Consider the following 21,680-nt stretch of genomic DNA (forward strand, 5'->3'; position numbering starts at 1 on the left):
ATACAAAAGTGGCCCATGATGACGCAGCAAGCGGCTCCCCGCCAGTTACAACCCTATATGGATCCGGCGGTTGGCTTATTCAGCGCCTTCGTGCGGTTCCCAGTCGCGGGTGCGGCTGACCGCTTTTTGCCAGCCGGCGTAGAGTTTTTCTTTGGCGGCTTCATCGAGCATCGGCTCGAATTCGCGTTCGATCACGGCTTTGCCGCGCAACTCGTCCAGGCTGCCCCAGAAGCCACAGGCCAGGCCTGCCAGGTAAGCGGCGCCGAGTGCCGTGGTTTCGCGCATTTGCGGGCGCTCGACCTGGGTACCCAGGATATCGGCCTGGAACTGCATCAGGAAGTTGTTGGCCACCGCGCCGCCGTCCACGCGCAGGGCTTTGAGGCGTTCGCCCGAGTCCTGTTGCATGGCGTCCAGCACGTCGCGGGTCTGGTAGGCAATCGACTCCAGGGCTGCGCGAATAATGTGATCCACGCGTACGCCACGGGTCAGGCCAAACAAAGCGCCACGGGCATACGGGTCCCAGTACGGAGCGCCCAGGCCGGTAAAGGCCGGCACCAGGTAGACGCCGTTGCTGTCCTTGACCTTACCGGCGAAGTATTCGGTGTCGGTGGCGTCCGCGATGATCTTCAGCTCATCACGCAGCCACTGCACGGTGGAACCACCGTTGAACACCGCGCCTTCCAGCGCATAAGCCACTTCGCCGCGTGGACCGCAGGCGATGGTGGTGAGCATGCCGTGTTTGGATTTGACGGCTTTGTCGCCGGTGTTCATCAGCAGGAAGCAGCCGGTGCCATAAGTGTTCTTGGCCTGCCCGGCTTCCACGCACATCTGGCCGAACAGAGCAGCCTGTTGGTCGCCCGCGATGCCGCCGATAGCGATACCGCTTTTGGTGCGGCCGTAGATTTCTGAAGACGACTTAACTTCCGGCAGCATCTCGCGCGGCACGTCGAGAATCTCCAGCATCTTCGCATCCCACTCCAGCGTGTGGATGTTGAAGAGCATGGTGCGCGAGGCGTTGGTGTAGTCGGTGACGTGGGTTTTGCCGCCGGTAAATTTCCAGATCAGCCAGCTGTCGACGGTGCCGAACAGCAATTCGCCATTGCGCGCACGCTCGCGGCTGCCTTCGACGTTGTCGAGGATCCACTTGAGCTTGGTGCCGGAGAAGTACGGGTCGGTGACCAGGCCAGTGGTGTCGCTGATGTATTGCTCGTGGCCATCGCGCTTGAGCTGCTGGCAGATCTCGGTGCTGCGGCGGCACTGCCAGACGATTGCGTTGTAGATCGGGCGGCCGGTGATCTTGTCCCACACCACGGTGGTTTCACGCTGGTTGGTGATACCGATGGCAGCGACCTGGTCATGGTGCAGACCGGCTTGTGCCAGGGCCTCGACCATCACCGCGCTTTGGGTGGCGAAGATTTCCATCGGGTCATGTTCGACCCAGCCGGCTTGCGGGTAATGCTGAGCGAATTCACGCTGGGCGGTGCAGACCACGTTGGCATCGCGATCAAAGATGATCGCCCGCGAACTGGTGGTGCCCTGATCAAGGGCAATGATGTAGTTCTTATTCTGAATGTCGGTCATGTCGATTGCCTTGGACGGAAATAAGGAAGTGAGTAATCAGCCTGGGCCGCAAAAGGGCAGTGGGCACCAGGCTGGCGGTATCAGGAAATACGCGTCTTGCCGTTGACTGCCGTGTCAGTTGTTACTTCAGCTATAGCAGGTGCGGCGCTTGGCAGATGACGGGCAATCAGCCCGCGATAGGCCGCAGCACCGAGGCATGCGCCGACAATTGGCGCGAAAATCGGAATCAGGAAGTAAGGAATATCGCGGCCGCCAGTAAAGGATATTTCACCCCAGCCGGCGAAAAAGGTCATCAGCTTGGGCCCGAAATCCCGCGCCGGGTTCATCGCAAAGCCGGTCAACGGGCCCATGGCGCTGCCAATCACGGCGATCAACAGGCCGATCAGCAGCGGGGCCAGCGGGCCACGTGGCAGGCCATTGTTATCGTCGGTAAGGGCCATGATCACGCCCATCAGGATCGCGGTGATGACCATTTCAACCAGGAACGCCTGGGCAGTGCTCAGCAGCGCATGCGGGTAGGTAGAAAACACCGACGCCAATTCCAGGCTGGCCTGGGAGCCGCGAACCATGTGGTGGGTTTGTTCGTAATCGAAAAACAGGTTGCTGTAGAGCGTGTAGACCAGCGCGGCGGAACAGAAGGCGCCGGCGATCTGGGCGAGGATGTAGAAGGGCAGTTTGCGCTTTTCGAAATCGGCAAAAATGCACAGGGCGATACTGACCGCCGGATTGAGGTGTGCCCCGGAAATACCGGCGCTCAGGTAGATCGCCATGCTCACGCCGACCCCCCAGATGATACTGATTTCCCACAACCCAAAGCTGGCACCCGCGACCTTGAGCGCAGCGACACAGCCTGTACCGAAGAAGATCAGAAGCGCAGTCCCCAGAAACTCGGCCATGCATTGGCTCGAAAGTGAAGGCTGTTGAAGAGCAGTTGTCATGGCAAACCTCGATTGTTGTTCTTGTTGGGCGCACAACCTCAACGGGCCGTTGCGCAATTTTCACCGTCATCAGAATCCCCATCCTGGCGACGGCTTACTGCTGAACACTCAGGGGCTATTCCTACAGTATTCGGAAACGAAAAAATATAGACAAGAATGACCGCTGTCAAAGGTCGAAAGTGAACCATTGGTCATTTTCGAACTATTGGTCTGGTGAATGATCATGCCTGGCCCTGTCAGCACTCATTTCAGGAGGCGCGCCCTAGAGCGTTTTACGTGGGCTTGGCCTAGAATTGAGCCTCTTTTAGCCGCGACCGGAGTAGCCATGACCCCCGCACTGGACCTGTTGAAAAAAGTTCGCGCCGAACATCATATTCACAGTTACGAACATGACCCCAAGGCTGCGTCGTATGGCTTGGAGGCCGCGGAAAAGTTGGGGCTCGATCCAGCGCAGGTGTTCAAGACCTTGCTGGCCAGCAGTGAGAAAGGTGAATTGCTGGTGGCGGTGGTGCCGGTCGTCGGAAGTCTGGATTTAAAAGCGTTGGCCCACGCGGCGGGGGTGAAAAAAGTCGAGATGGCCGACCCGGCAGCAGCGCAACGCTCCACCGGCTACCTGTTAGGCGGCATCAGCCCGTTGGGGCAAAAAAAGCGCTTACGCACGTTCATTGATGTAACGGCGCAGCCGTTCGCGACGATTTTTGTCAGTGCGGGAAGAAGGGGATTGGAAGTTGAACTGCCCGCGGCGGTGTTGGCTGAGCATACCCAGGCCAAATTTGCGCCGATTGGTCGGGGCTGAAATTCATATTTTGAAGAGTATGAGAGCCAATGTGGGAGCGGGCTTGCTCGCGAATGCGGTGTGTCAGTTGATAGATTCATTACTGAACCACCGCATTCGCGAGCAAGCCCGCTCCCACATGTTTTACCCGGTTTCGTCAGTTGCTTAGTGCGCGGGGCTGTAGCGGCGAACGCCGGATTCGACCTGAGGAATCTGCGCCGCCGTACTGCCGGACGCTTGGAACAACACCAGATGCTCCGCCGCCACCCGAATCCCCACCTGCGCACCCACCTGATGGTCGGCATGGCTGGGGAAAATCGACTCCAACTGCGCGCCCGTAGGCAGTTGCAGGCGGTACAGCGTCGAGGCGCCGAGGAACGTCTTGCCGACGATCCGCGCTTTCAACGCGCTGTCCGGTGCGTAGACGATGTCATCCGGGCGCAGCAACACGTCCACCGCGCCACCTGTTGGCCAGGTGTAGGCGCGATTGCCGCGCAGGTCACCCAGTTCGGTGCTGACCGATTCCGGTGAGCTCAATTGACCGCGGATGAAATAGCCCTGGCCGATAAAGCTCGCGACGTAAGGTGTCTGTGGTTCGTGATAGAGGTTGTATGGCGTGTCCCACTGCTCAAGACGGCCTTCTTTGAAAACCCCCACGTGGTCGCTCACGGCGAAGGCTTCTTCCTGATCATGGGTGACCAGAATCGCGCTGGTGCCGCGTGCCTTGAGGATGTCGCGCACCTCATGGCTGAGCTTGCGCCGCAGTTCGCCGTCAAGGTTGGAGAACGGCTCATCCAACAGCAACAGTTGTGGCTCCGGCGCGAGGGCGCGGGCGAGGGCGACGCGTTGCTGCTGGCCGCCGGAAAGCTCGTGAGGAAAACGCTGGCCGAGGTTGTTCAGGTTGACCAGTTCCAGCAGCTCGGCGACGACACGGTCTTTTTGCGGGTGCTTGCGAATGCCGAAGGCGATGTTGTCGGCCACGCTCAAGTGCGGAAACAGCGCGTAGTCCTGGAACACCATGCCGATCCGGCGTTTCTCCGGTGCCAGGGTGAACCCGGCACTGGAAATCACTTCGCCGGCCAGGCTGATTTCACCTTCGTGCACTGGCTCAAACCCTGCAATCGCGCGCAAGGTCGTGGTTTTGCCGCAGCCCGAAGAGCCCAGCAGGCAGCCGATGTCGCCGGCGTTGAGGTGCAGGTTGAGGTTCTGCACCACCCGTTGATCTTGATAGCCGCACGCCAGGTTGCGCAGGGTCAGCAGTAATGGCTGGCTCATGCGTGGTGATACGACGGCGGGACGAGGAATTCCAGCAGCGCCTTTTGTGCGTGCAGACGGTTTTCCGCCTGGTCCCAGGCCACCGAACGCGCATCGTCGAGCAGGTCGAGGCTGATTTCTTCGCCACGGTGAGCGGGCAGGCAGTGCATGAACAGCACGTCCGGCGCAGCCAGGTCGAGCAGCGCACGGGTCACCTGGAACGGTGCGAACAGCGCGAGGCGCTTGGCGGTCTCATCTTCCTGGCCCATGGAGGTCCAGACGTCGGTGCTCACCAGGTGCGCGCCGATGACCGCGTCACGCGGGTCGCGCACCACGGTGACCCGGTCACCGGCCTGTTCCAGGAACCGCGCGTCAGGCTCGTAGCCTTCCGGGCATGCGACGCGCAGTTGGAAGTCGAACTGGATCGCCGCTTCTATATAACTGTTGCACATGTTGTTGCCGTCACCGATCCAGGCCACGGTCTTGCCCTGGATCGAACCACGGTGCTCCAGGAAGGTTTGCATGTCGGCCAGCAGCTGGCAGGGGTGCAGGTCATCGGACAGGCCGTTGATCACCGGTACCCGCGAGTTCGCGGAAAATTCGGTCACGGTGCTGTGGGCAAAGGTACGGATCATCACCGCATCGAGCATGCGCGACATGACCCGGGCGCTGTCGGCAATCGGCTCGCCACGCCCCAGTTGGGTGTCGCGCGAGGACAGGAAGATGGCTTGGCCACCCAGTTGGATCATGCCGGCTTCGAACGACACGCGGGTGCGGGTCGACGACTTCTCGAAAATCATCCCGAGCACACGGTTTTTCAAAGGCTCGAACAGTACGCCGCGGTTACGCAGGTCTTTAAGCTCAATGCCTCGACGGATCACGCTGACCAGCTCTTCGGGCGTGCAATCCATCAGGGAGAGAAAGTGCCTTGCGCTCATCATTAACTACCTTTTTGCAACAGACCGCAGATACTCAAAGCCTTGTTTATTGTTACAACGGGCGAGACCTGCGGCGAAAGCCGCACGGGGCGACGAAATAGGGGAAGGCGCGATCTTATAATTAAATGTCGCGTCTTACCAATAGGGCTACGGTTTTTAAGGGTGTTCAAGCAGGGCGCCAAAGCGCTTTTGAAGACTGATTCCTGACAGCAGCACCCCATTTGTACACTGGCGCCAAGACCTTTTGCAATGTGTGAGGGCGGGCCCAGAGCGGGTTGTGTCGGTTTCAGCAACGCTGTGTAAGGTTCTGAAACATTTGCACATGTTTAGCCATGTCCTGGCCTGATGCTTGCCGATTCACAAGACGAACGTTGCTGGTGCCCGCCCAGGCGACGGCCCATAGTTGGGCCAAAGCCCAATAAAAGAGACTGGCCATGACCAAGACTCTCCACCACCGTGCCTGCCATCTGTGTGAAGCCATCTGCGGCCTGACCCTGGAAACGACCCAGGCCGAGGACGGCAGCCTGGCGATTACGTCGATCAAGGGCGACCCGCTGGATACGTTCAGCCGCGGGCACATCTGCCCAAAGGCCGTGGCGCTGCAAGACATCCAGAATGACCCCGACCGCCTGCACCAACCCATGTTGCGCGTGGGCAGCGAGTGGCAGCCGATTCCCTGGGATGAGGCGTTTGCGTTGGTGGCCGAGCGATTGGCAGGTATCCAGGCCAGGCATGGGCAGAATGCGGTGGCGGTGTATCAGGGCAACCCTAGCGTGCACAACTATGGGTTGATGACCCACAGCAACTACTTCCTCGGTCAGCTCAAGACACGCAACCGGTTTTCCGCGACCTCGGTGGACCAGTTGCCCCACCACCTCACCAGCCACCTGATGTACGGGCATGGCCTGTTGCTGCCGATTCCGGATATCGACCACACCGACTTCATGCTGATCCTGGGCGGCAACCCGCTGGCGTCCAATGGCAGCATCATGACCGTGCCCGATGTGGAGAAGCGCCTCAAGGCCATCCAGGCGCGCGGCGGCAAGGTGGTGGTGGTTGACCCTCGGCGCAGTGAAACGGCGGCGATTGCCGATCAGCATATGTTCGTGCGGCCCGGCGGCGACGCGGCGCTGTTGTTCGGTTTGCTCAACACGTTGTTTAGCGAAAACCTGACCCGTGACAGTCATTTGCCGGTTGAGGGGCTCGACGCCGTGCGCAAGGCGATCGCCGGGTTTACCGCCGAAGCCATGAGCCGCCAGTGTGCGGTGCCTGCCGAGCAGATCCGCCAGCTGGCACGGGACTTCGCGGCGGCGGACAAGGCGGTGTGTTACGGGCGCATGGGGGTTTCGACCCAGGCATTTGGCACGCTGTGCCATTGGCTGGTGCAGTTGATCAATCTGGTGACCGGCAACCTTGATCGCGTCGGTGGCGCCTTGTGCACCACGCCGGCGGTGGATTTGGTGGCATCGACCGGTGGCGGGCATTTCAATCGCTGGCAGAGCCGCGTGTCCGGGCGCCCCGAATACGGTGGTGAGTTGCCGGTGTCCGCGTTGGCCGAAGAAATGCTCACCGAAGGCGACGGGCAAATCCGCGCCCTGGTGACGGTCGCCGGTAACCCGGTGCTGTCGACGCCCAACGGACGCCAACTTGAGCAAGCCCTGGACGGGCTGGAGTTCATGGTCAGCATCGACCTCTATATCAACGAGACAACCCGTTACGCCGACCTGATTTTGCCGTCCACCTCGGCGTTGGAAAACGATCACTACGACACCACGTTCAATATGTTCGCTGTGCGCAACGTCACCCGTTTCAATCGCGCGATTCTGCCCAAGCCTGCGGGCGCGTTGCACGATTGGGAGATCTTTGTCGGCTTGGCCAAGGCCTTCGCCGCGCAGACCGGCGTGGCGCTCAAACCGACCATGGCGCCTGCGCAGATGATCGACCTCGGGCTGCGCGCGGGAACCTACGGTGATGCGTCCCGCCACCAACTGTCGGTGGCGATGCTGGCGGATCATCCCCATGGCGTGGACTTGGGGCCGCTCACGCCCAACCTCGCCGCACGCTTGAAAACCGCGAATGGCCAGGTGCAGGCGGCACCAGCAGTCATCCTCGCTGACCTGGCGCGCTTCGCGGCGCAACCTGAGCCGGTGGCGAATGAGCTTCTGTTGATCGGCCGTCGCCATGTGCGCAGCAATAACTCGTGGATGCATAACTATCACCGACTGGTGAAGGGCAAGCCGCGTCATCAACTGCACATGCACCCGGATGACTTGGCTCGTCGGCAATTGAGCGATGGCCAGCGCGTGCGTGTCAGTTCGCGCATCGGCATGATCGAAGTGGAGGTGGTTTCCAGCCTGGACATGATGCCCGGTGTGGTCAGCTTGCCCCATGGTTGGGGCCATGGTCGCCCGGGCGTGCGGATGGCCATTGCCAGCGGGCAGCCAGGGGCGAGTGCGAATGACTTGACTGACGAGCGGCAGTTGGACGAATTGTCTGGAAACGCCTCGCTGAACGGGGTGCCGGTGCAGGTGGCAGCCGCATAAGGCCTGAGCACCGCGCTGGAATTTTGCGTTACAATGCGCCACCGTGCCGACCTGTGAGTCGCGAAGTTCCTGCAGAGGTGTTCCATGGATATCATCGAAACGATCAAAGAGCAGATTGCCAACAACACCATTCTGCTTTACATGAAGGGCGCGCCAAACGCTCCTCAGTGCGGTTTCTCCGCGAAAGCGTCCCAGGCCGTTATGGCGTGTGGCGAGAAATTCGCTTACGTGGATATCCTGCAAAACCCGGAAATCCGCGCCAACCTGCCGAAATACGCTAACTGGCCAACTTTCCCACAACTGTGGGTAGCCGGTGAGCTGGTCGGCGGTAGCGACATCATCGTTGAGATGGCGGCTGATGGTTCGCTGCAAGCGTTGATCAAAGAGGCAGCGGTAAAAGCAGCCGGCAAGACTGAAGCTTGATGCTTGTGTAAAAAGCACTGCAATAAAAAGCCCCGCTTCTCCTGAGAGAGCGGGGCTTTTTTGTACCTGTGCGCGGGGGGGTTATTCACCCATCTGCGATTGCAGGTAGTTCTCCAGGCTGACTTTGACGATCAGGCCTTGTTGGGTTTCCAGCCAGTCGATATGTTCTTCCTGGTCTTCCAGGATATCTTCCAGCAATTCGCGGCTACCGAAGTCGGCCTTGATTTCGCAGTGCGCGATAGCGGCCTTGAGGTCGCTGTGGCTCTTCTGTTCGAACTTCAGGTCGCTGGTGATCATTTCCTGGGTGTGTTCGCCGATGTTCAGCTTGCCCAGGTCCTGCACGTTCGGCAGGCCTTCCAGGAACAGGATGCGCTTGATCAGCGCGTCCGCGTCCTTCATGGCCTTGATGGACTCTTTGTATTCGCGCTTGCCCAGCTTTTCCAGGCCCCAATCGTCATACATGCGCGCATGCAAAAAGTACTGATTGATCGCGACCAGTTCATTGGCAAGGATTTTGTTGAGTTGCTGGATGACTGAGATGTCGCCTTTCATGACTGGGGTCCTGCCCTGTAATAGCTGTCTATAAGCCGGAGTTTGAGCGGCGAACCCCCTAGTGTCAAACCTAAGTTATTGAATAATAAATGAAAATAAATCTGAATAAGAATGTTTGTGTTCCGCGTCTTGGCGCTAACTAATTGAATTGCAGACATAAAAAAACCGGACACGTGGTCCGGTTGTTTAAAACACGCTGATTTAAGCGTGTGTAAATTCTGCTGAATAGGGGAGCGCGGCCTGGGCTGTCTGCAGCTGCGTCAGGGTCTCCCGTACCACTTGCTTGGCGAGGCAAGCGCATTTGCCACACTGGCTGGCAACGCCGGTGGTTTCACGTACTTCCTTGTAGCTGCAGCAACCTTCATAGATTGCTTCGCGGATTTGTCCGTCGGTGACGCCAGTACAAAGGCAGACATACATAAGGGAGAACCATCGCGGGTTAAGGCTTAAGTGCGATGGATCTTAATGTTAACGAGAATGATTGTCAAAGTAGATTCGTAGCTGTTTGCGGCCTCACCGCCGTCGCGCTGACGAACGGTTTTTTCAGTGTATGATGGTCGGTCTTTACGAAGCGTGACTGCGTCACAGGGCTGTCGCTTATAAACGGCAGACTTGGAAGCGGTCCTTTTACTTCAATCGTCACCCTTGCATCAGGAGATATCCAATGAGCGTACTCGTCGGCAAACAAGCCCCGGATTTCGACGTACCTGCCGTCCTCGGCAATGGCGAAATCGTTGACAGCTTCAAGCTGTCTGAAGCCATCAAAGGCAAATACGGCCTGGTGTTCTTCTACCCGCTGGACTTCACCTTCGTCTGCCCTTCGGAGCTGATCGCTCTGGACCACCGCATGGACGATTTCAAGGCGCGCAACGTTGAAGTGGTAGCCGTTTCCATCGACTCCCATTTCACCCACAACGCCTGGCGCAACACCGCTATCAATGATGGCGGCATCGGCAAAGTCAAATACACCATGGCTGCCGACATGAAGCACGACATCGCCAAGGCCTACGACGTTGAATCCGAAGGCGGCGTGGCTTTCCGTGGCGCGTTCCTGATCGACGACAAGGGCGTTGTGCGCTCGCAGATCATCAACGACCTGCCGCTGGGCCGTAACATGGAAGAGCTGATCCGTCTGGTCGACGCTCTGCAATTCCACGAAGAGCACGGCGAAGTTTGCCCTGCCAACTGGAAGAAAGGCGACAAAGGCATGAACGCTTCGCCAGAAGGCGTTGCGGCTTACCTGACTGAGAACGCTGGCAAGCTGTAAGCCACGCTCGAAGCAAAAAAAACCGGCCTGAGAAGGCCGGTTTTTTTATGCGCGGGAAACGACCTCAGTCGTTGAAGTCTTCCCAGCCGCCCATCTGCTTCCAGCGATTGACGATGCCACAGAACAGCTCGGCGGTCTTCTCGGTGTCGTAGCGCGCCGAGTGGGCCTCACGGCCGTCAAAGTCGATGCCGGCAGCCTGGCAGGCTTTGGCCAGCACGGTCTGACCGTAAGCGAGGCCGGCGAGGGTGGCGGTGTCGAAACTGGAGAACGGGTGAAACGGGTTGCGCTTCATGTCCAGTCGCGTCACGGCGGCGTTGAGGAAGCCCAGATCGAAACTGCTGTTGTGGCCGACCAGGATCGCGCGTTTGCAGCCATTGGCCTTCAACGCTTTGCGCACGCCACGGAAGATATCGGTCAGCGCCGCTTCTTCACTCACCGCCATACGCAGTGGGTGGTCGAGTTTGATGCCGGTGAACTCCAGGGCTGCCGCTTCGATATTGGCGCCTTCGAATGGCTCGACACGAAAGAAGTGGGTGTGTTCCGGGAACACAAAACCCTGTTCGTCCATGCCGATGGTAGTGGCGGCAATTTCCAGCAGGGCGTCGGTGGCGCAATTGAAGCCACCGGTTTCTACGTCGATGACAACCGGCAGATAACCGCGAAACCGCTCGGCCATCGGGTGACGGGAACCGCCACCACTGTGCTCGTGTTCGTCATCGTAATGGTCTTCACTCACTTGCTTTCCTCCAGCAGGCGCCAGCGCAGTGTTTCACCGGCGCGCAGCGGGATAACAGTCAGCTCGCCAAACGGCAGGCTGGCGGGGGCGGTCCAGTCTTCACGAACCAGGGTAATACGGTCGGTGTTCGCCGGCAGGCCATAGAAGCGCGGGCCGTTCAGGCTGGCGAAACCTTCGAGCTTGTCCAGGGCATTGCGCTGTTCAAACGCTTCGGCGTACAGCTCGATCGCAGCAAACGCGGTGTAGCAACCGGCACAGCCACACGCGGCTTCTTTAGCGTGCTGGGCGTGGGGCGCGGAGTCGGTGCCGAGGAAGAATTTCGGGTTGCCGCTGGTCGCGGCATCGAGCAAGGCCACCTGGTGGGTATTGCGCTTGAGAATCGGCAGGCAATAGAAGTGCGGCCGAATCCCGCCCACCAGCATGTGGTTGCGGTTGTAGAGCAAGTGATGCGCGGTGATGGTCGCACCGACGTTGGCCGAAGCTTCGGTGACGAACTGCACGGCATCTGCGGTGGTGATGTGTTCGAACACCACCTTGAGGGTCGGGAACAGCTCGACCACACGGCGCATGTGCTCGTCGATGAAGATCTTCTCGCGATCAAAGACGTCCACATCGCCACGGGTGACTTCACCGTGGATCAACAGCGGCATACCGACTTCAGCCATGGCTTCGATCGCCGGCAGAATCTTGTCGATACTGGTCACGCCGGAGTCAGAGTTGGTGGTCGCGCCCGCCGGGTACAGCTTGGCGGCGTGCACGAAACCACTGGCCTTGGCCTGGCGGATTTCTTCAGGCTGGGTGCGGTCGGTCAGGTAGAGCACCATCAACGGTTCGAAGCGGCTGCCGGCCGGTCGTGCAGCGAGGATACGCTGGCGATAGGCGTCGGCTTCTGCGGCATTACGCACCGGAGGTACCAGGTTAGGCATGATGATGGCGCGACCAAACGTGCGCGCTACATCAGCCACGGTTTGGGGTAACGCAGCACCATCGCGAAGATGAATATGCCAGTCGTCGGGACGCAGCAGGGTCAGGCGGTCGGACATTGGGGATTCCAGGCGGGTCAATCTGGTGGGAATGCTACCGGAAAAGACTCTTGCAGGCACTCGCTATCAAGTTTTACAGGACGCTACCGATATCCCAAGGTATGCCTTAACGACGTATGACGCTTTGAAGTGTTGTAGAAACCAGTGGAGCCGCCCGTGCGCCAGCATTATCTAGCCCTGCTCAGTGTGTTCGCCAGCCTGCCTGCGATGGCCCTCACGTTCCAGACACGTCTGGAGAATATTGAGTGGAAGGTGGAAGGCGACCAGTTCGAGTGCCGCTTGACCCAACCGATCACCGATTTCGGTTCGGGTGAGTTTGTGCGCCGGGCCGGCGAGCAGGCGACATTTCGTCTGAAAGCCTACAACGGCGCACTCGGCGCGGGCTCGGCGACCTTGTTGGCCGCCGCTGCCCCGTGGCAGCCGGGCCGGGGTGATATCAACCTCGGTGCTGTGCGTGCCGGCAGTGGCGACGTGTTGTTCAACAGCTCTCAGGCCCAGGCCGGCCGGTTGTTCATGGGCTTGCTGGAAGGGCGCAGCCCAACCGTGCGGCATTACGCGCGTGAAGGCGGCTACTCGGAAATCCGTTTGCTGCCGGTGAAGTTCAACAAGGCCTACAACGACTATCAACTGTGTACCACCAAGCTGTTGCCGATGAATTACGATCAGGTCAAACAGACTGAAGTCGGCTTCCCGGGGGGTGGCATTGAGCTGGATGCGGCAGCCAAGAAGAAGCTGGCCGTCATTGTCGCGTTCATGAAAGCCGATCCTACGGTCAACCATATCGAGTTGAATGGCCATTCGGACAACAGCGGCAACCGCCTGACCAACCGCGACGTCTCGCGCCGTCGGGCCCTGGCGGTCACGGACTACTTCAAGGCCAATGGCATCCCCGAATCGCAGATCACCATGCGCTTCCACGGTGAAAGCTACCCCCTGGCGCCGAATACCAACGCCGCCAACCGGGCACGTAACCGTCGCGTGAACATTCAGCTCGAACGCGTGGCAGCTCCCGAGAAACCCGCGCCTCAGGCGACTGGCCCGAGCAACCCTGCGCACACGTCATAAAATGCGCTTATAAGGTGCGACCATCAGTCGCCCACTCGACATAATCTGTCGCTTTATCTTCATTTGCTGTCGCGCCTCTGTAAATCCACGGTTTTGGTCGGTAGAATCAACGGCTTTCCGTACAACCCCGTGGAGTGATGGCATGGCCGACGTAAACAAGGTCGTTCTCGCGTATTCCGGCGGCCTGGACACTTCGGTGATCCTCAAGTGGCTGCAGGATACTTATAACTGTGAAGTGGTGACCTTCACCGCTGACCTGGGTCAGGGCGAAGAGGTCGAACCTGCACGTGCCAAGGCGCAAGCCATGGGCGTGAAAGAGATCTACATTGACGACCTGCGCGAAGAATTCGTCCGCGATTTCGTCTTCCCGATGTTTCGCGCCAATACCGTCTACGAAGGCGAGTACCTGCTGGGTACTTCCATCGCACGTCCGCTGATCGCCAAACGCCTGATCGAAATCGCCAACGAAACCGGCGCCGACGCCATTTCCCATGGTGCTACCGGCAAGGGCAACGACCAGGTGCGTTTCGAACTGGGCGCCTACGCGCTCAAGCCTGGCGTCAAAGTGATTGCCCCTTGGCGTGAGTGGGACCTGCTGTCCCGTGAAAAGCTGATGGATTACGCTGAAAAGCACGCTATCCCGATCGAGCGTCATGGCAAGAAGAAGTCCCCGTACTCGATGGACGCCAACTTGCTGCACATCTCCTATGAAGGCGGCGTGCTGGAAGACACCTGGACCGAGCACGAAGAAGACATGTGGAAATGGACCGTCTCCCCGGAGAACGCTCCTGACAAGGCCCAGTACCTGGAACTGACCTACCGCAACGGCGACATCGTCGCGCTGGATGGCGTCGAAATGACCCCGGCCACTGTGCTGGCGACCCTGAACCGTATCGGTGGTGAACACGGTATTGGCCGTCTCGACATCGTCGAGAACCGCTACGTCGGCATGAAGTCCCGTGGCTGCTACGAAACCCCGGGCGGCACCATCATGCTGCGTGCGCACCGCGCCATCGAGTCCATCACCCTGGACCGTGAGGTGGCTCACCTCAAAGACGAGCTGATGCCCAAGTACGCCAGCCTGATCTACACCGGCTACTGGTGGAGCCCAGAGCGTCTGATGCTGCAGCAGATGATCGACGCCTCCCAGGTTCACGTGAACGGTGTGGTGCGTTTGAAGCTGTACAAAGGCAACGTGATCGTGACCGGTCGCAAGTCTGACGAGTCGCTGTTCGACGCCAATATCGCCACCTTCGAAGAAGACGGCGGTGCTTATAACCAGGCGGACGCGGCAGGCTTCATCAAGTTGAATGCACTGCGCATGCGCATTGCTGCCAACAAGGGCCGCAAGCTGTTCTGAGTGCTCCCCTCGTTGTGAAAAAATGGCCCCTTGATCAAAGGGGCCATTTTTTTTGCCTGTCTATAAAGGCGCGCGGTTAAATAGGGTGTGATGTTTATTGTTTGGCTCGGTTGTTTAAGTTTTGTTGAATCTCGAAGTTAATGAGTGGCTTCTCGGATGGTGGTGTGTTTATTTCTGAACGGTTGAATGAATTTTTTACACCTGCATAGGAACTATGTCTTACAGAAGATTCACTACATAACTAAGGTGAGTGTGTAGGGCGCTGAATATTCCGTAGGAAATAAGGGTGTAAGTCGGTATGTTGGATGGAACTGAAACAGTTGATTGTATTTCACCTGCTCGCTCGCCTGGCAGCGACAAGCAAGGGGTGTTTCCTGAGCACCCTGTGCGGCGCTTACACCGCGTGCCGCTTATGGGGTGGATGTTTAACTCACTCTATCCAAGACCCCGGAAAGTTCTGAAAGTCTCCGTAAAACTCGATACGCCTGAAGTTGTGATTTTTTGTAGGGTAATTCCTATATCGTTGTGGGTTGGGTCTCTGCTTGCTGTTGCTTGGGGGGGAGCGCTATGCCAACGAAGAAACGACTAGGCTATTGTGCTTGCTCTAAATAATTCGAACAGCGAAATTGGACTTTCTCATGAATAAAGTGCTGATCGTGGATGATCATCCCGTCATTCGTCTTGCTGTGCGCATGCTAATGGAACGTCATGGTTATGAGGTCGTTGCCGAGACTGATAACGGCGTCGATGCGTTGCAACTTGCACGGGAACATGTGCCGGACATTGTCATACTGGATATCGGGATACCCAAACTTGATGGGCTGGAAGTTATTTGTCGCCTGGCGTCTACCAAGCAGCCTGCACCGGTCAAGGTGCTGGTGCTGACGTCTCAGGCGCCTGGCCATTTTTCGATGCGCTGCATGCAGGCGGGGGCGGCAGGCTACGTATGCAAGCAACAGGACCTGACCGAGTTGTTGAGTGCCATCAAGGCCGTCCTCTCCGGCTACAGCTATTTCCCTAACCAGGCACTCAACTCGGTCCGCTCCACCATGGGCAATGCCAGCGAAGCGGACATGGTCGAGCGCTTGTCGGGGCGCGAGATGATGGTGTTGCAGCAACTGGCCCGTGGCAAAACCAACAAGGAGATCGCTGACGGTATGTTCCTCAGCAACAAAACCGTCAGTACCTACAAGACTCGCCTGTTGCTCAAGCTCAATGCGCGCTCCCTAGTGGATCTGATCGAGCTGGCCCAGCGCAACGGCCTCGTTTAGAGGTGGGTGCCATTGCGCACCGAAGCTAGAACCACCGGCAGAAAAAAGCCTCCGTCAGGGAGGCTTCCGGTCGTCAACGGGTCGATCAGAGATCGAAGTCGTAATCGGCCAGTTGTTTTTGCAAGCGTCGCTCTTCCAACAGGTTGTCGATGGTGCGGCGTTTGCTCAAATTGGTCTTGGCCACCTCTGCAACAGGTGCTTCCCCATCGTCATCAGACTCTGCAACCAGGTCGTCGTCTACATCCAGTTGTTCTTTGCCAGTGCTCATAAGGTTAACTCCAGGCTAAGACTGCCGTTGGCGCTCCTTATAACGATAATCCATGAACGGGTAAAAAAGATTTTTTCAATCGACTGATCGAGAAAACCAATGAACCCTCAATCGTCGGACGTCTTTTCCTTGTATTCGCACAGGTCTTCGATGCGGCAGCTGCCACAGCGCGGTTTGCGGGCCTGACAAACGTAGCGCCCGTGAAGAATCAACCAGTGGTGGGAGTCGAGCAAATATGGCTTGGGCACGAACTTCATCAGCTGCTTTTCTACTTCCATCACGTTCTTGCCACGGGCGATGCCGGTTCGGTTGGCGACGCGAAAGATATGGGTGTCCACGGCCATGGTCAGTTGCCGAAACGCGGTATTGAGCACGACATTGGCGGTTTTACGACCCACGCCTGGGAGTGCTTCGAGGGCTTCGCGAGTTTGTGGCACTTCGCTGCCATGCAACTCGACCAGCAGCCGGCAGGTTTCGATGACATTCTTGGCCTTGCTGTTGTACAGCCCGATGGTCTTGATGTACTCCGACAAACCTTCCACGCCCAAGGCGTAAATGGCCTCGGGCGTATTGGCCACCGGGTAAAGCTTGGCCGTCGCCTTGTTGACGCCGACATCAGTGGACTGGGCCGACAAGATCACCGCAATCAGCAACTCGAACGGCGAAGAGTAGGCCAGTTCGGTTTTGGGCTCCGGATTGTCTTCGTGAAACCTGCGGAAAATTTCCAGGCGTTTTGCGGCGTTCATGGGGCAGGCGGTTCCTTGCAGGCGATCAACGTGGTGTTCAAGGTAGGTGCAGGCGTTGCAGGATAAACCATCGCCAGTACGGCCGGCAGCGACCGTGGCCGATCAGGTGCCACCGTAGGTGTCCACCAGGCGTTGCGCGTCATCCAGCTTGCGCTGGGCGGCTTCCAGCTCATCTGCGCTGACGTGCGCTTGGCGTTGTAACTTGCTCACATCGGCGCGAGCATAGGCCAGGGCGGTTTTCAGCTGACGCAGTTGGGCATCGATGGGGCGTTTTTCCACACGCTGCAAGTCTGGCCGGGGTTGCTCACTGCCGGCTTCGGCGTCATGCAAGGCTTGCTCTGCGCTGGACAGCGCGACGCTCAAGGCCGCCAGTTGCTGTTCGTCTGCGTTCAGGTCCTGGGCTTTTTTAAGTTCGGCGCGACGCATGGCCAGCTGGATTTTGGCGCGTTTGAGCGCCGGGTCTTTTTGTGGCGGCGGGGGCGCCGGGCTGCTCACTTCCAGGGCTGCAAGTGCCTGCTCTGCCGCTTCGAACTGTTGTTGCAGGACGATCAACTGCGTCTGTTGCTCGAACGTCGGTGGGTGACCAAACGCTTTCAGGGACTTATGCAATTGGGCACGGCTCATTGCGACAGTGATTTTGGCCTTCTTGACCGCCGCATCCCTGGCCGCCTGAGCGGTATCAGCGGGTACCGGCGCAACCGGCGCCGAGCGCTTGGCCCGTGCCAGTCGCTCGGCGAGCTTGTGCGCTTCTTCCCGCTGCAGGCGCGCACTGCGTTGTTCGCAGCGCCGCCGCGCGCGGTCGCGCTTGAGGCCTCGTTCCTGGCGTTGCTGATCATCAGCCGCCAGGCCACCCACAATCGGCACCACCGTGGCCGCTGGGCGCATCTCAATGCAGTCGACAGGGCAGGGCGCGACACACAGGTCACAACCTGTGCACTCATCCATGATGACGGTGTGCATCAACTTGGCGGCGCCAACAATCGCATCCACCGGGCAGGCCTGGATGCATTTGGTGCAGCCGATGCACTCGGCTTCGCGAATATAGGCGACTTGAGCCGGGGCCTCGCCTCGGCTGGTGTCGAGTTCCAGAACCGGCACCCGTAGCAATTGGGCAAGACCTGCGATGGTTTCCTGCCCACCGGGCGGGCACTTGTTGATCGCCTCGCCAAGCGCGATGCCCTCGGCATAAGGCTTACATCCCGGGTGCCCACATTTGCCGCATTGGGTCTGCGGTAGCAGCGCGTCGATACGTTGAATCAGAGTCATGAGGGAATCACTGGCATGCCGGTTAAGCAATCAGGGCCTGTCGGGGTGGGCAGGCCTGTCGTGGCGAGCGGGCTTGCCCCGCGTAGGGCTGCGAAGCGGCCCCATTGAGGGCCACTGCATTTTACACCGATGACGCCGGGTGCTCGGTTTAGGGCTGCTGCGTGCCACAACGCGGGCAAGCCCGCCTGTCACAACAGCCCTCACACCAGGCTGTTTTACTTGATGCGTTGACCCGGCTTGGCGCCGCTGTCCGGGCTCAGCAAGTAGATTTCTTCGCCGCCAGGGCCAGCCGCCATCACCATGCCTTCGGAAATGCCGAACTTCATTTTCCGTGGCTTGAGGTTGGCGATCATCATGGTCAGGCGACCATCGAGCTTGGACGGGTCCGGATAAGCACTTTTGATCCCGGAGAACACGTTGCGTTGCTCGCCACCGAGGTCGAGGGTGAGGCGCAGCAGCTTGTCGGCACCTTCCACGGCTTCGGCCTTGACGATCAGCGCAACACGCAGGTCCACGGCGGCAAAGGCGTCGAAGTCGATTTCCGCGGAAATCGGGTCCTTGGCCAATTCGCCATTGCCCGCCGGTGCCGCTTCGCCGGTGTCGGTCTGGCTGGCGACCAGGTCTTCTTTCGAAGCATCGGTCATGGCCTGCACTTTCACTGGGTCGATACGCGTCATCAACGGCTTGAACTCGTTCAACTGATGGTTGCTGAGCAAGGTGGCGTGGTCGTTCCAGGTCAGTGGCGCAACGTTGAGGAACGCCTCGGCATCGGCGGCCAGCAGCGGCAGCACCGGTTTGAGGAAGATCACCAACTGGCGGAACAGGTTGACGCCTGTGGCGCAGATCGCCTGGACTTCCGCCTGCTTGCCTTCCTGCTTGTTCAGCGACCACGGCGCCTTGTCGGCGATCCAGGCGTTGGCACGGTCGGCCAGGCCCATGATCTCGCGCATGGCGCGCGCAAAGTCGCGGGCTTCATAGGCGTCGGCAATGCTTGGCGCGGCAGCCAGGAACGCTTCGGTCAGCTCCGGTGCGGCGTTTTCTGCCACCAGCAGCCCGGCATTACCCTTATGGATAAACCCGGCGCAACGGCTGGCGATGTTGACGACTTTGCCGACCAGGTCCGAGTTGACCTTCTGTACGAAGTCTTCCAGGTTCAGGTCCAGGTCGTCGACGCCACGGCCCAGTTTGGATGCGTAGTAGTAGCGCAGGTATTCCGGCGACAGGTGGTCCAGGTACGTGCGCGCCTTGATAAAGGTGCCACGGGACTTGGACATTTTCTGGCCGTTGACCGTCAAGTAGCCATGCACGGCAATACCGGTCGGTTTACGGTAGCCCGAGCCTTCGAGCATCGCCGGCCAGAACAGGGCGTGGAAGTTGACGATGTCCTTGCCGATGAAATGGTACAGCTCGGCGGTGGAGTCCTTGGCCCAGAAGGCATCGAAGTCCAGCTCCGGCGTGCGGTCGCACAGGTTCTTGAAACTGGCCATGTAGCCGATCGGCGCGTCCAGCCACACGTAGAAATACTTGCCTGGCTCGCCCGGGATCTCGAAACCGAAGTACGGTGCATCGCGGGAAATGTCCCACTGTTGCAGGCCGGCATCCAGCCATTCGGCGATCTTGTTGGCCACGGCCTCCTGCAGCGTGCCGCTGCGGGTCCAGGTTTGCAGCATCTGCTGGAAATCCGGGAGCTTGAAGAAGAAGTGCTGGGAATCCTTGAGCACCGGGATGGCGCCGGAGATAGCTGACCGCGGGTTCTTCAGGTCAGTCGGTGCGTAGGTGGCGCCACACTTCTCGCAGTTGTCGCCGTACTGGTCTTCAGTGCCGCATTTGGGGCAGGTGCCCTTGATGAAGCGGTCGGCCAGGAACATTTTCTTTTCCGGGTCGAAATACTGCGTGATCGAACGCGTGGCAATGTGCCCGGCGTCGCGCAAGCGTGTGTAGATCTGGCTCGACAGCTCGCGGTTTTCGTCGGAGTGGGTCGAATGGAAGTTGTCGAAATCCACCAGGAACTCGGCAAAGTCGGCGCTGTGTTCAGCCTGCACATTGGCGATCAGTTGTTCCGGGGTGATCCCTTCCTTTTCGGCGCGCAACATGATGGCCGATCCGTGGGCGTCGTCCGCGCAGACATAAATGCATTGATTGCCGCGATGCTTCTGGAAGCGCACCCACATATCGGTCTGGATGTACTCAAGCATATGGCCAAGATGGATGGAACCATTGGCATAGGGCAGGGCGCTGGTGACGAGGATCTTGCGTGGCTCGGACATGGGGCTCGGCTACTTGATGAAACGGAGGTCGGCCACTATAAAGCGCCGGGAAATATATTTCACCCCGTGGTGCTGTTTCTGAATCTTCCCAGGCCTGCGAAAGCATGCCGTTGGGCGCCCGGAACGGTTAGGATAGCCGCCTGTTTCAGTCAGTCTTTTTTCGGGAGTAGCCCATGAGCGCCGTCAATCGCGCAGCGGTGGAAGCCGTTCTTCGCCAATACACCGACCCCTATTTGAACCAGGACCCGGTCAGTGCCGGCTGTGTACGTGCCATTGAGGTCCAGGGCGACCAGGTTTCGGTTCAGTTGCAACTGGGCTATGCCGCAGGCCTGTTCAAGAGCGGCTGGTCGCAGATGCTGCAAATGGCCATCGAGGGCCTGGACGGCGTGCGTTCGGCCAAGGTCGACATTCAGTGCGTGATCGCCCCGCACAAGGCCCAGGCGCAGATCCCGGGCCTGGCCAACGTCAAGAACGTGATCGCCGTGGCGTCCGGCAAGGGCGGCGTGGGTAAGTCCACCACGGCGGCCAACCTGGCGCTGGCCCTGGCTCGTGAAGGCGCCCGCGTGGGGATTCTCGACGCCGACATCTATGGCCCGAGCCAAGGTGTGATGTTCGGCATCGCCGAAGGCACCCGACCGAAGGTCAAGGACCAGAAATGGTTCGTGCCGATCGAGTCGATGGGCGTGGAGGTCATGTCCATGGCCTTCCTGACCGATGACAACACGCCGATGGTCTGGCGCGGGCCGATGGTCTCCGGCGCGCTGCTGCAATTGGTCACCCAGACCGCCTGGGGCGACCTGGATTACCTGGTGATCGACATGCCGCCGGGCACCGGTGATATCCAATTGACCCTGGCGCAGAAAGTCCCGGTGGCCGGCTCGGTGATCGTGACCACCCCACAGGACCTGGCGTTGCTCGACGCGAAGAAAGGCGTGGAGATGTTCCGCAAGGTCAATATCCCGGTGCTGGGCGTCGTGGAAAACATGGCGGTGCATATCTGCTCCAACTGCGGGCATGCCGAGCACCTGTTTGGCGAAGGCGGCGGTGAGAAGCTGGCGACCCAGTATGGTGTCGAATTGCTCGCCTCGTTGCCGTTGGCGATGGAAATTCGTCAACAGGCCGATGGTGGCAAGCCCACCGTGGCGGCCGAACCCGATGGGCCAATCGCTATGATCTACCAGGAGCTGGCTCGTCACGTCGGCGCGCGGATCGTCCTGCAGGAAGCCGCGGCTCCGGCGATGCCGACCATCACGGTCAGCGACGACTGATTCCGGTTGAAGGAAAAAAGCCTCGACCTTGTCGGGGCTTTTTTATGCCTGCTGATCAGTCAACGGTTCTCAATGACTCATTTACGCAATTGCGCGTGTAAGCATTCGCTTACTTTTTC

The 21,680-nt window shown here is 59.1% G+C and carries 20 protein-coding genes; 8 read left to right on the top strand and 12 right to left on the bottom strand.

Annotated features, from left to right (window positions below; all coding sequences use genetic code 11):
- Nucleotides 1-75 precede the first annotated feature (75 nt).
- On the bottom strand, nucleotides 76-1,581 hold the full coding sequence (gene glpK, locus A7D21_RS16530; protein ID WP_053254641.1) for a glycerol kinase GlpK: 1,506 nt from the start codon (nucleotides 1,579-1,581) through the stop codon (nucleotides 76-78).
- An 80-nt stretch (nucleotides 1,582-1,661) separates the two neighbouring features.
- The gene (locus A7D21_RS16535; RefSeq protein ID WP_053254642.1) at nucleotides 1,662-2,519 is read right to left on the bottom strand and encodes an MIP/aquaporin family protein; all 858 of its coding nucleotides are present in this window, start codon (nucleotides 2,517-2,519) and stop codon (nucleotides 1,662-1,664) included.
- Nucleotides 2,520-2,844: 325 nt separating this feature from the next.
- Between A7D21_RS16535 and ybaK the strand changes: the two genes are divergently transcribed.
- Nucleotides 2,845-3,315, top strand: coding sequence for a Cys-tRNA(Pro) deacylase (ybaK, locus tag A7D21_RS16540; RefSeq protein WP_053254643.1), 471 nt, complete (start codon nucleotides 2,845-2,847; stop codon nucleotides 3,313-3,315).
- Nucleotides 3,316-3,459: 144 nt separating this feature from the next.
- On the opposite strand, the gene A7D21_RS16545 is transcribed toward ybaK, so the two are convergent.
- Nucleotides 3,460-4,569, bottom strand: a complete 1,110-nt coding sequence (locus A7D21_RS16545; RefSeq protein WP_069552173.1) for an ABC transporter ATP-binding protein — start codon at nucleotides 4,567-4,569, stop codon at nucleotides 3,460-3,462.
- On the bottom strand, nucleotides 4,566-5,486 hold the full coding sequence (gene argF, locus A7D21_RS16550; RefSeq protein ID WP_053254645.1) for an ornithine carbamoyltransferase: 921 nt from the start codon (nucleotides 5,484-5,486) through the stop codon (nucleotides 4,566-4,568). The genes A7D21_RS16545 and argF overlap by 4 nt, the downstream gene beginning before the upstream one ends.
- A gap of 434 nt (nucleotides 5,487-5,920) precedes the next feature.
- On the opposite strand from argF, the gene A7D21_RS16555 reads away from it, so the two are divergent.
- Both A7D21_RS16555 and grxD read left to right on the top strand, forming a co-directional pair.
- Complete coding sequence (locus A7D21_RS16555) at nucleotides 5,921-8,029, top strand: molybdopterin oxidoreductase family protein (RefSeq protein WP_069552174.1); 2,109 nt, start codon at nucleotides 5,921-5,923, stop codon at nucleotides 8,027-8,029.
- Between the two features lie 84 nt (nucleotides 8,030-8,113).
- Nucleotides 8,114-8,452 carry a Grx4 family monothiol glutaredoxin gene (gene grxD / locus A7D21_RS16560; protein WP_053254647.1) on the top strand — a complete coding sequence of 113 codons (339 nt, stop codon included), beginning with the start codon at nucleotides 8,114-8,116 and terminating at the stop codon, nucleotides 8,450-8,452.
- An 81-nt stretch (nucleotides 8,453-8,533) separates the two neighbouring features.
- Here grxD and bfr read toward each other — a convergent pair whose 3' ends face one another.
- Together bfr and A7D21_RS34415 are read right to left on the bottom strand one after the other, a co-directional pair.
- The gene (gene bfr / locus A7D21_RS16565; RefSeq protein ID WP_053254648.1) at nucleotides 8,534-9,004 is read right to left on the bottom strand and encodes a bacterioferritin; all 471 of its coding nucleotides are present in this window, start codon (nucleotides 9,002-9,004) and stop codon (nucleotides 8,534-8,536) included.
- A 201-nt stretch (nucleotides 9,005-9,205) separates the two neighbouring features.
- Nucleotides 9,206-9,424, bottom strand: a complete 219-nt coding sequence (locus A7D21_RS34415; RefSeq protein ID WP_010564137.1) for a bacterioferritin-associated ferredoxin — start codon at nucleotides 9,422-9,424, stop codon at nucleotides 9,206-9,208.
- A gap of 244 nt (nucleotides 9,425-9,668) precedes the next feature.
- On the opposite strand from A7D21_RS34415, the gene A7D21_RS16570 reads away from it, so the two are divergent.
- Complete coding sequence (locus tag A7D21_RS16570; RefSeq protein WP_003172097.1) at nucleotides 9,669-10,271, top strand: peroxiredoxin; 603 nt, start codon at nucleotides 9,669-9,671, stop codon at nucleotides 10,269-10,271.
- Nucleotides 10,272-10,335: 64 nt separating this feature from the next.
- On the opposite strand, the gene rnt is transcribed toward A7D21_RS16570, so the two are convergent.
- A complete protein-coding gene (gene rnt, locus A7D21_RS16575; protein WP_017137041.1) occupies nucleotides 10,336-11,007 on the bottom strand; it encodes a ribonuclease T in 672 nt (223 codons plus the stop codon).
- A complete protein-coding gene (gene pyrC, locus A7D21_RS16580) occupies nucleotides 11,004-12,050 on the bottom strand; it encodes a dihydroorotase (RefSeq protein ID WP_027604589.1) in 1,047 nt (348 codons plus the stop codon). The genes rnt and pyrC overlap by 4 nt, the downstream gene beginning before the upstream one ends.
- Nucleotides 12,051-12,206: 156 nt before the next feature.
- Here pyrC and A7D21_RS16585 point away from each other — a divergent pair, with 156 nt between their 5' ends.
- From A7D21_RS16585 to A7D21_RS16595, 3 genes are all read left to right on the top strand, one after another.
- A complete protein-coding gene (locus tag A7D21_RS16585) occupies nucleotides 12,207-13,115 on the top strand; it encodes an OmpA family protein (protein ID WP_053254649.1) in 909 nt (302 codons plus the stop codon).
- A gap of 142 nt (nucleotides 13,116-13,257) precedes the next feature.
- The gene (locus A7D21_RS16590; RefSeq protein ID WP_003208700.1) at nucleotides 13,258-14,475 is read left to right on the top strand and encodes an argininosuccinate synthase; all 1,218 of its coding nucleotides are present in this window, start codon (nucleotides 13,258-13,260) and stop codon (nucleotides 14,473-14,475) included.
- A gap of 638 nt (nucleotides 14,476-15,113) precedes the next feature.
- Nucleotides 15,114-15,746, top strand: a complete 633-nt coding sequence (locus A7D21_RS16595) for a response regulator transcription factor (RefSeq protein WP_053254650.1) — start codon at nucleotides 15,114-15,116, stop codon at nucleotides 15,744-15,746.
- A gap of 85 nt (nucleotides 15,747-15,831) precedes the next feature.
- Here the strand turns inward: A7D21_RS16595 and A7D21_RS16600 are convergent, their stop codons facing one another.
- The 4 genes from A7D21_RS16600 to metG all read right to left on the bottom strand — a co-directional run bounded on the left by A7D21_RS16600 (nucleotide 15,832) and on the right by metG (nucleotide 20,293).
- The gene (locus A7D21_RS16600; RefSeq protein WP_053254651.1) at nucleotides 15,832-16,014 is read right to left on the bottom strand and encodes a PA3496 family putative envelope integrity protein; all 183 of its coding nucleotides are present in this window, start codon (nucleotides 16,012-16,014) and stop codon (nucleotides 15,832-15,834) included.
- Nucleotides 16,015-16,121: 107 nt separating this feature from the next.
- Entirely contained in the window at nucleotides 16,122-16,760 is a 639-nt protein-coding gene (gene nth / locus A7D21_RS16605; protein ID WP_069552175.1) for an endonuclease III, read from the bottom strand.
- A 102-nt stretch (nucleotides 16,761-16,862) separates the two neighbouring features.
- Nucleotides 16,863-18,026, bottom strand: a complete 1,164-nt coding sequence (gene rsxB / locus A7D21_RS16610) for an electron transport complex subunit RsxB (RefSeq protein WP_069552176.1) — start codon at nucleotides 18,024-18,026, stop codon at nucleotides 16,863-16,865.
- A 215-nt stretch (nucleotides 18,027-18,241) separates the two neighbouring features.
- Nucleotides 18,242-20,293: a methionine--tRNA ligase gene (gene metG, locus A7D21_RS16615; protein WP_069552177.1), complete on the bottom strand. Its 2,052-nt coding sequence runs from the start codon at nucleotides 20,291-20,293 to the stop codon at nucleotides 18,242-18,244.
- 173 nt (nucleotides 20,294-20,466) lie between these two features.
- On the opposite strand from metG, the gene apbC reads away from it, so the two are divergent.
- The gene (apbC, locus tag A7D21_RS16620) at nucleotides 20,467-21,561 is read left to right on the top strand and encodes an iron-sulfur cluster carrier protein ApbC (RefSeq protein WP_053254655.1); all 1,095 of its coding nucleotides are present in this window, start codon (nucleotides 20,467-20,469) and stop codon (nucleotides 21,559-21,561) included.
- The last annotated feature ends 119 nt before the right edge of the window (nucleotides 21,562-21,680 follow it).

It is taken from the genome of Pseudomonas sp. AP19, assembly GCF_001728855.1.
GTDB lineage: Bacteria > Pseudomonadota > Gammaproteobacteria > Pseudomonadales > Pseudomonadaceae > Aquipseudomonas > Aquipseudomonas fluorescens.

Bases quoted from the DNA above. Each gene is read 5' to 3' on its own strand.
- glpK (WP_053254641.1), bottom strand. From the start codon at position 1,581: ATGACCGACATTCAGAATAAGAACTACATCATTGCCCTTGATCAGGGC.
- A7D21_RS16535 (WP_053254642.1), bottom strand. From the start codon at position 2,519: ATGACAACTGCTCTTCAACAGCCTTCACTTTCGAGCCAATGCATGGCC.
- ybaK (WP_053254643.1), top strand. From the start codon at position 2,845: ATGACCCCCGCACTGGACCTGTTGAAAAAAGTTCGCGCCGAACATCAT.
- A7D21_RS16545 (WP_069552173.1), bottom strand. From the start codon at position 4,569: ATGAGCCAGCCATTACTGCTGACCCTGCGCAACCTGGCGTGCGGCTAT.
- argF (WP_053254645.1), bottom strand. From the start codon at position 5,486: ATGAGCGCAAGGCACTTTCTCTCCCTGATGGATTGCACGCCCGAAGAG.
- A7D21_RS16555 (WP_069552174.1), top strand. From the start codon at position 5,921: ATGACCAAGACTCTCCACCACCGTGCCTGCCATCTGTGTGAAGCCATC.
- grxD (WP_053254647.1), top strand. From the start codon at position 8,114: ATGGATATCATCGAAACGATCAAAGAGCAGATTGCCAACAACACCATT.
- bfr (WP_053254648.1), bottom strand. From the start codon at position 9,004: ATGAAAGGCGACATCTCAGTCATCCAGCAACTCAACAAAATCCTTGCC.
- A7D21_RS34415 (WP_010564137.1), bottom strand. From the start codon at position 9,424: ATGTATGTCTGCCTTTGTACTGGCGTCACCGACGGACAAATCCGCGAA.
- A7D21_RS16570 (WP_003172097.1), top strand. From the start codon at position 9,669: ATGAGCGTACTCGTCGGCAAACAAGCCCCGGATTTCGACGTACCTGCC.
- pyrC (WP_027604589.1), bottom strand. From the start codon at position 12,050: ATGTCCGACCGCCTGACCCTGCTGCGTCCCGACGACTGGCATATTCAT.
- A7D21_RS16590 (WP_003208700.1), top strand. From the start codon at position 13,258: ATGGCCGACGTAAACAAGGTCGTTCTCGCGTATTCCGGCGGCCTGGAC.
- A7D21_RS16595 (WP_053254650.1), top strand. From the start codon at position 15,114: ATGAATAAAGTGCTGATCGTGGATGATCATCCCGTCATTCGTCTTGCT.
- A7D21_RS16600 (WP_053254651.1), bottom strand. From the start codon at position 16,014: ATGAGCACTGGCAAAGAACAACTGGATGTAGACGACGACCTGGTTGCA.
- nth (WP_069552175.1), bottom strand. From the start codon at position 16,760: ATGAACGCCGCAAAACGCCTGGAAATTTTCCGCAGGTTTCACGAAGAC.
- rsxB (WP_069552176.1), bottom strand. From the start codon at position 18,026: ATGACTCTGATTCAACGTATCGACGCGCTGCTACCGCAGACCCAATGC.
- metG (WP_069552177.1), bottom strand. From the start codon at position 20,293: ATGTCCGAGCCACGCAAGATCCTCGTCACCAGCGCCCTGCCCTATGCC.
- apbC (WP_053254655.1), top strand. From the start codon at position 20,467: ATGAGCGCCGTCAATCGCGCAGCGGTGGAAGCCGTTCTTCGCCAATAC.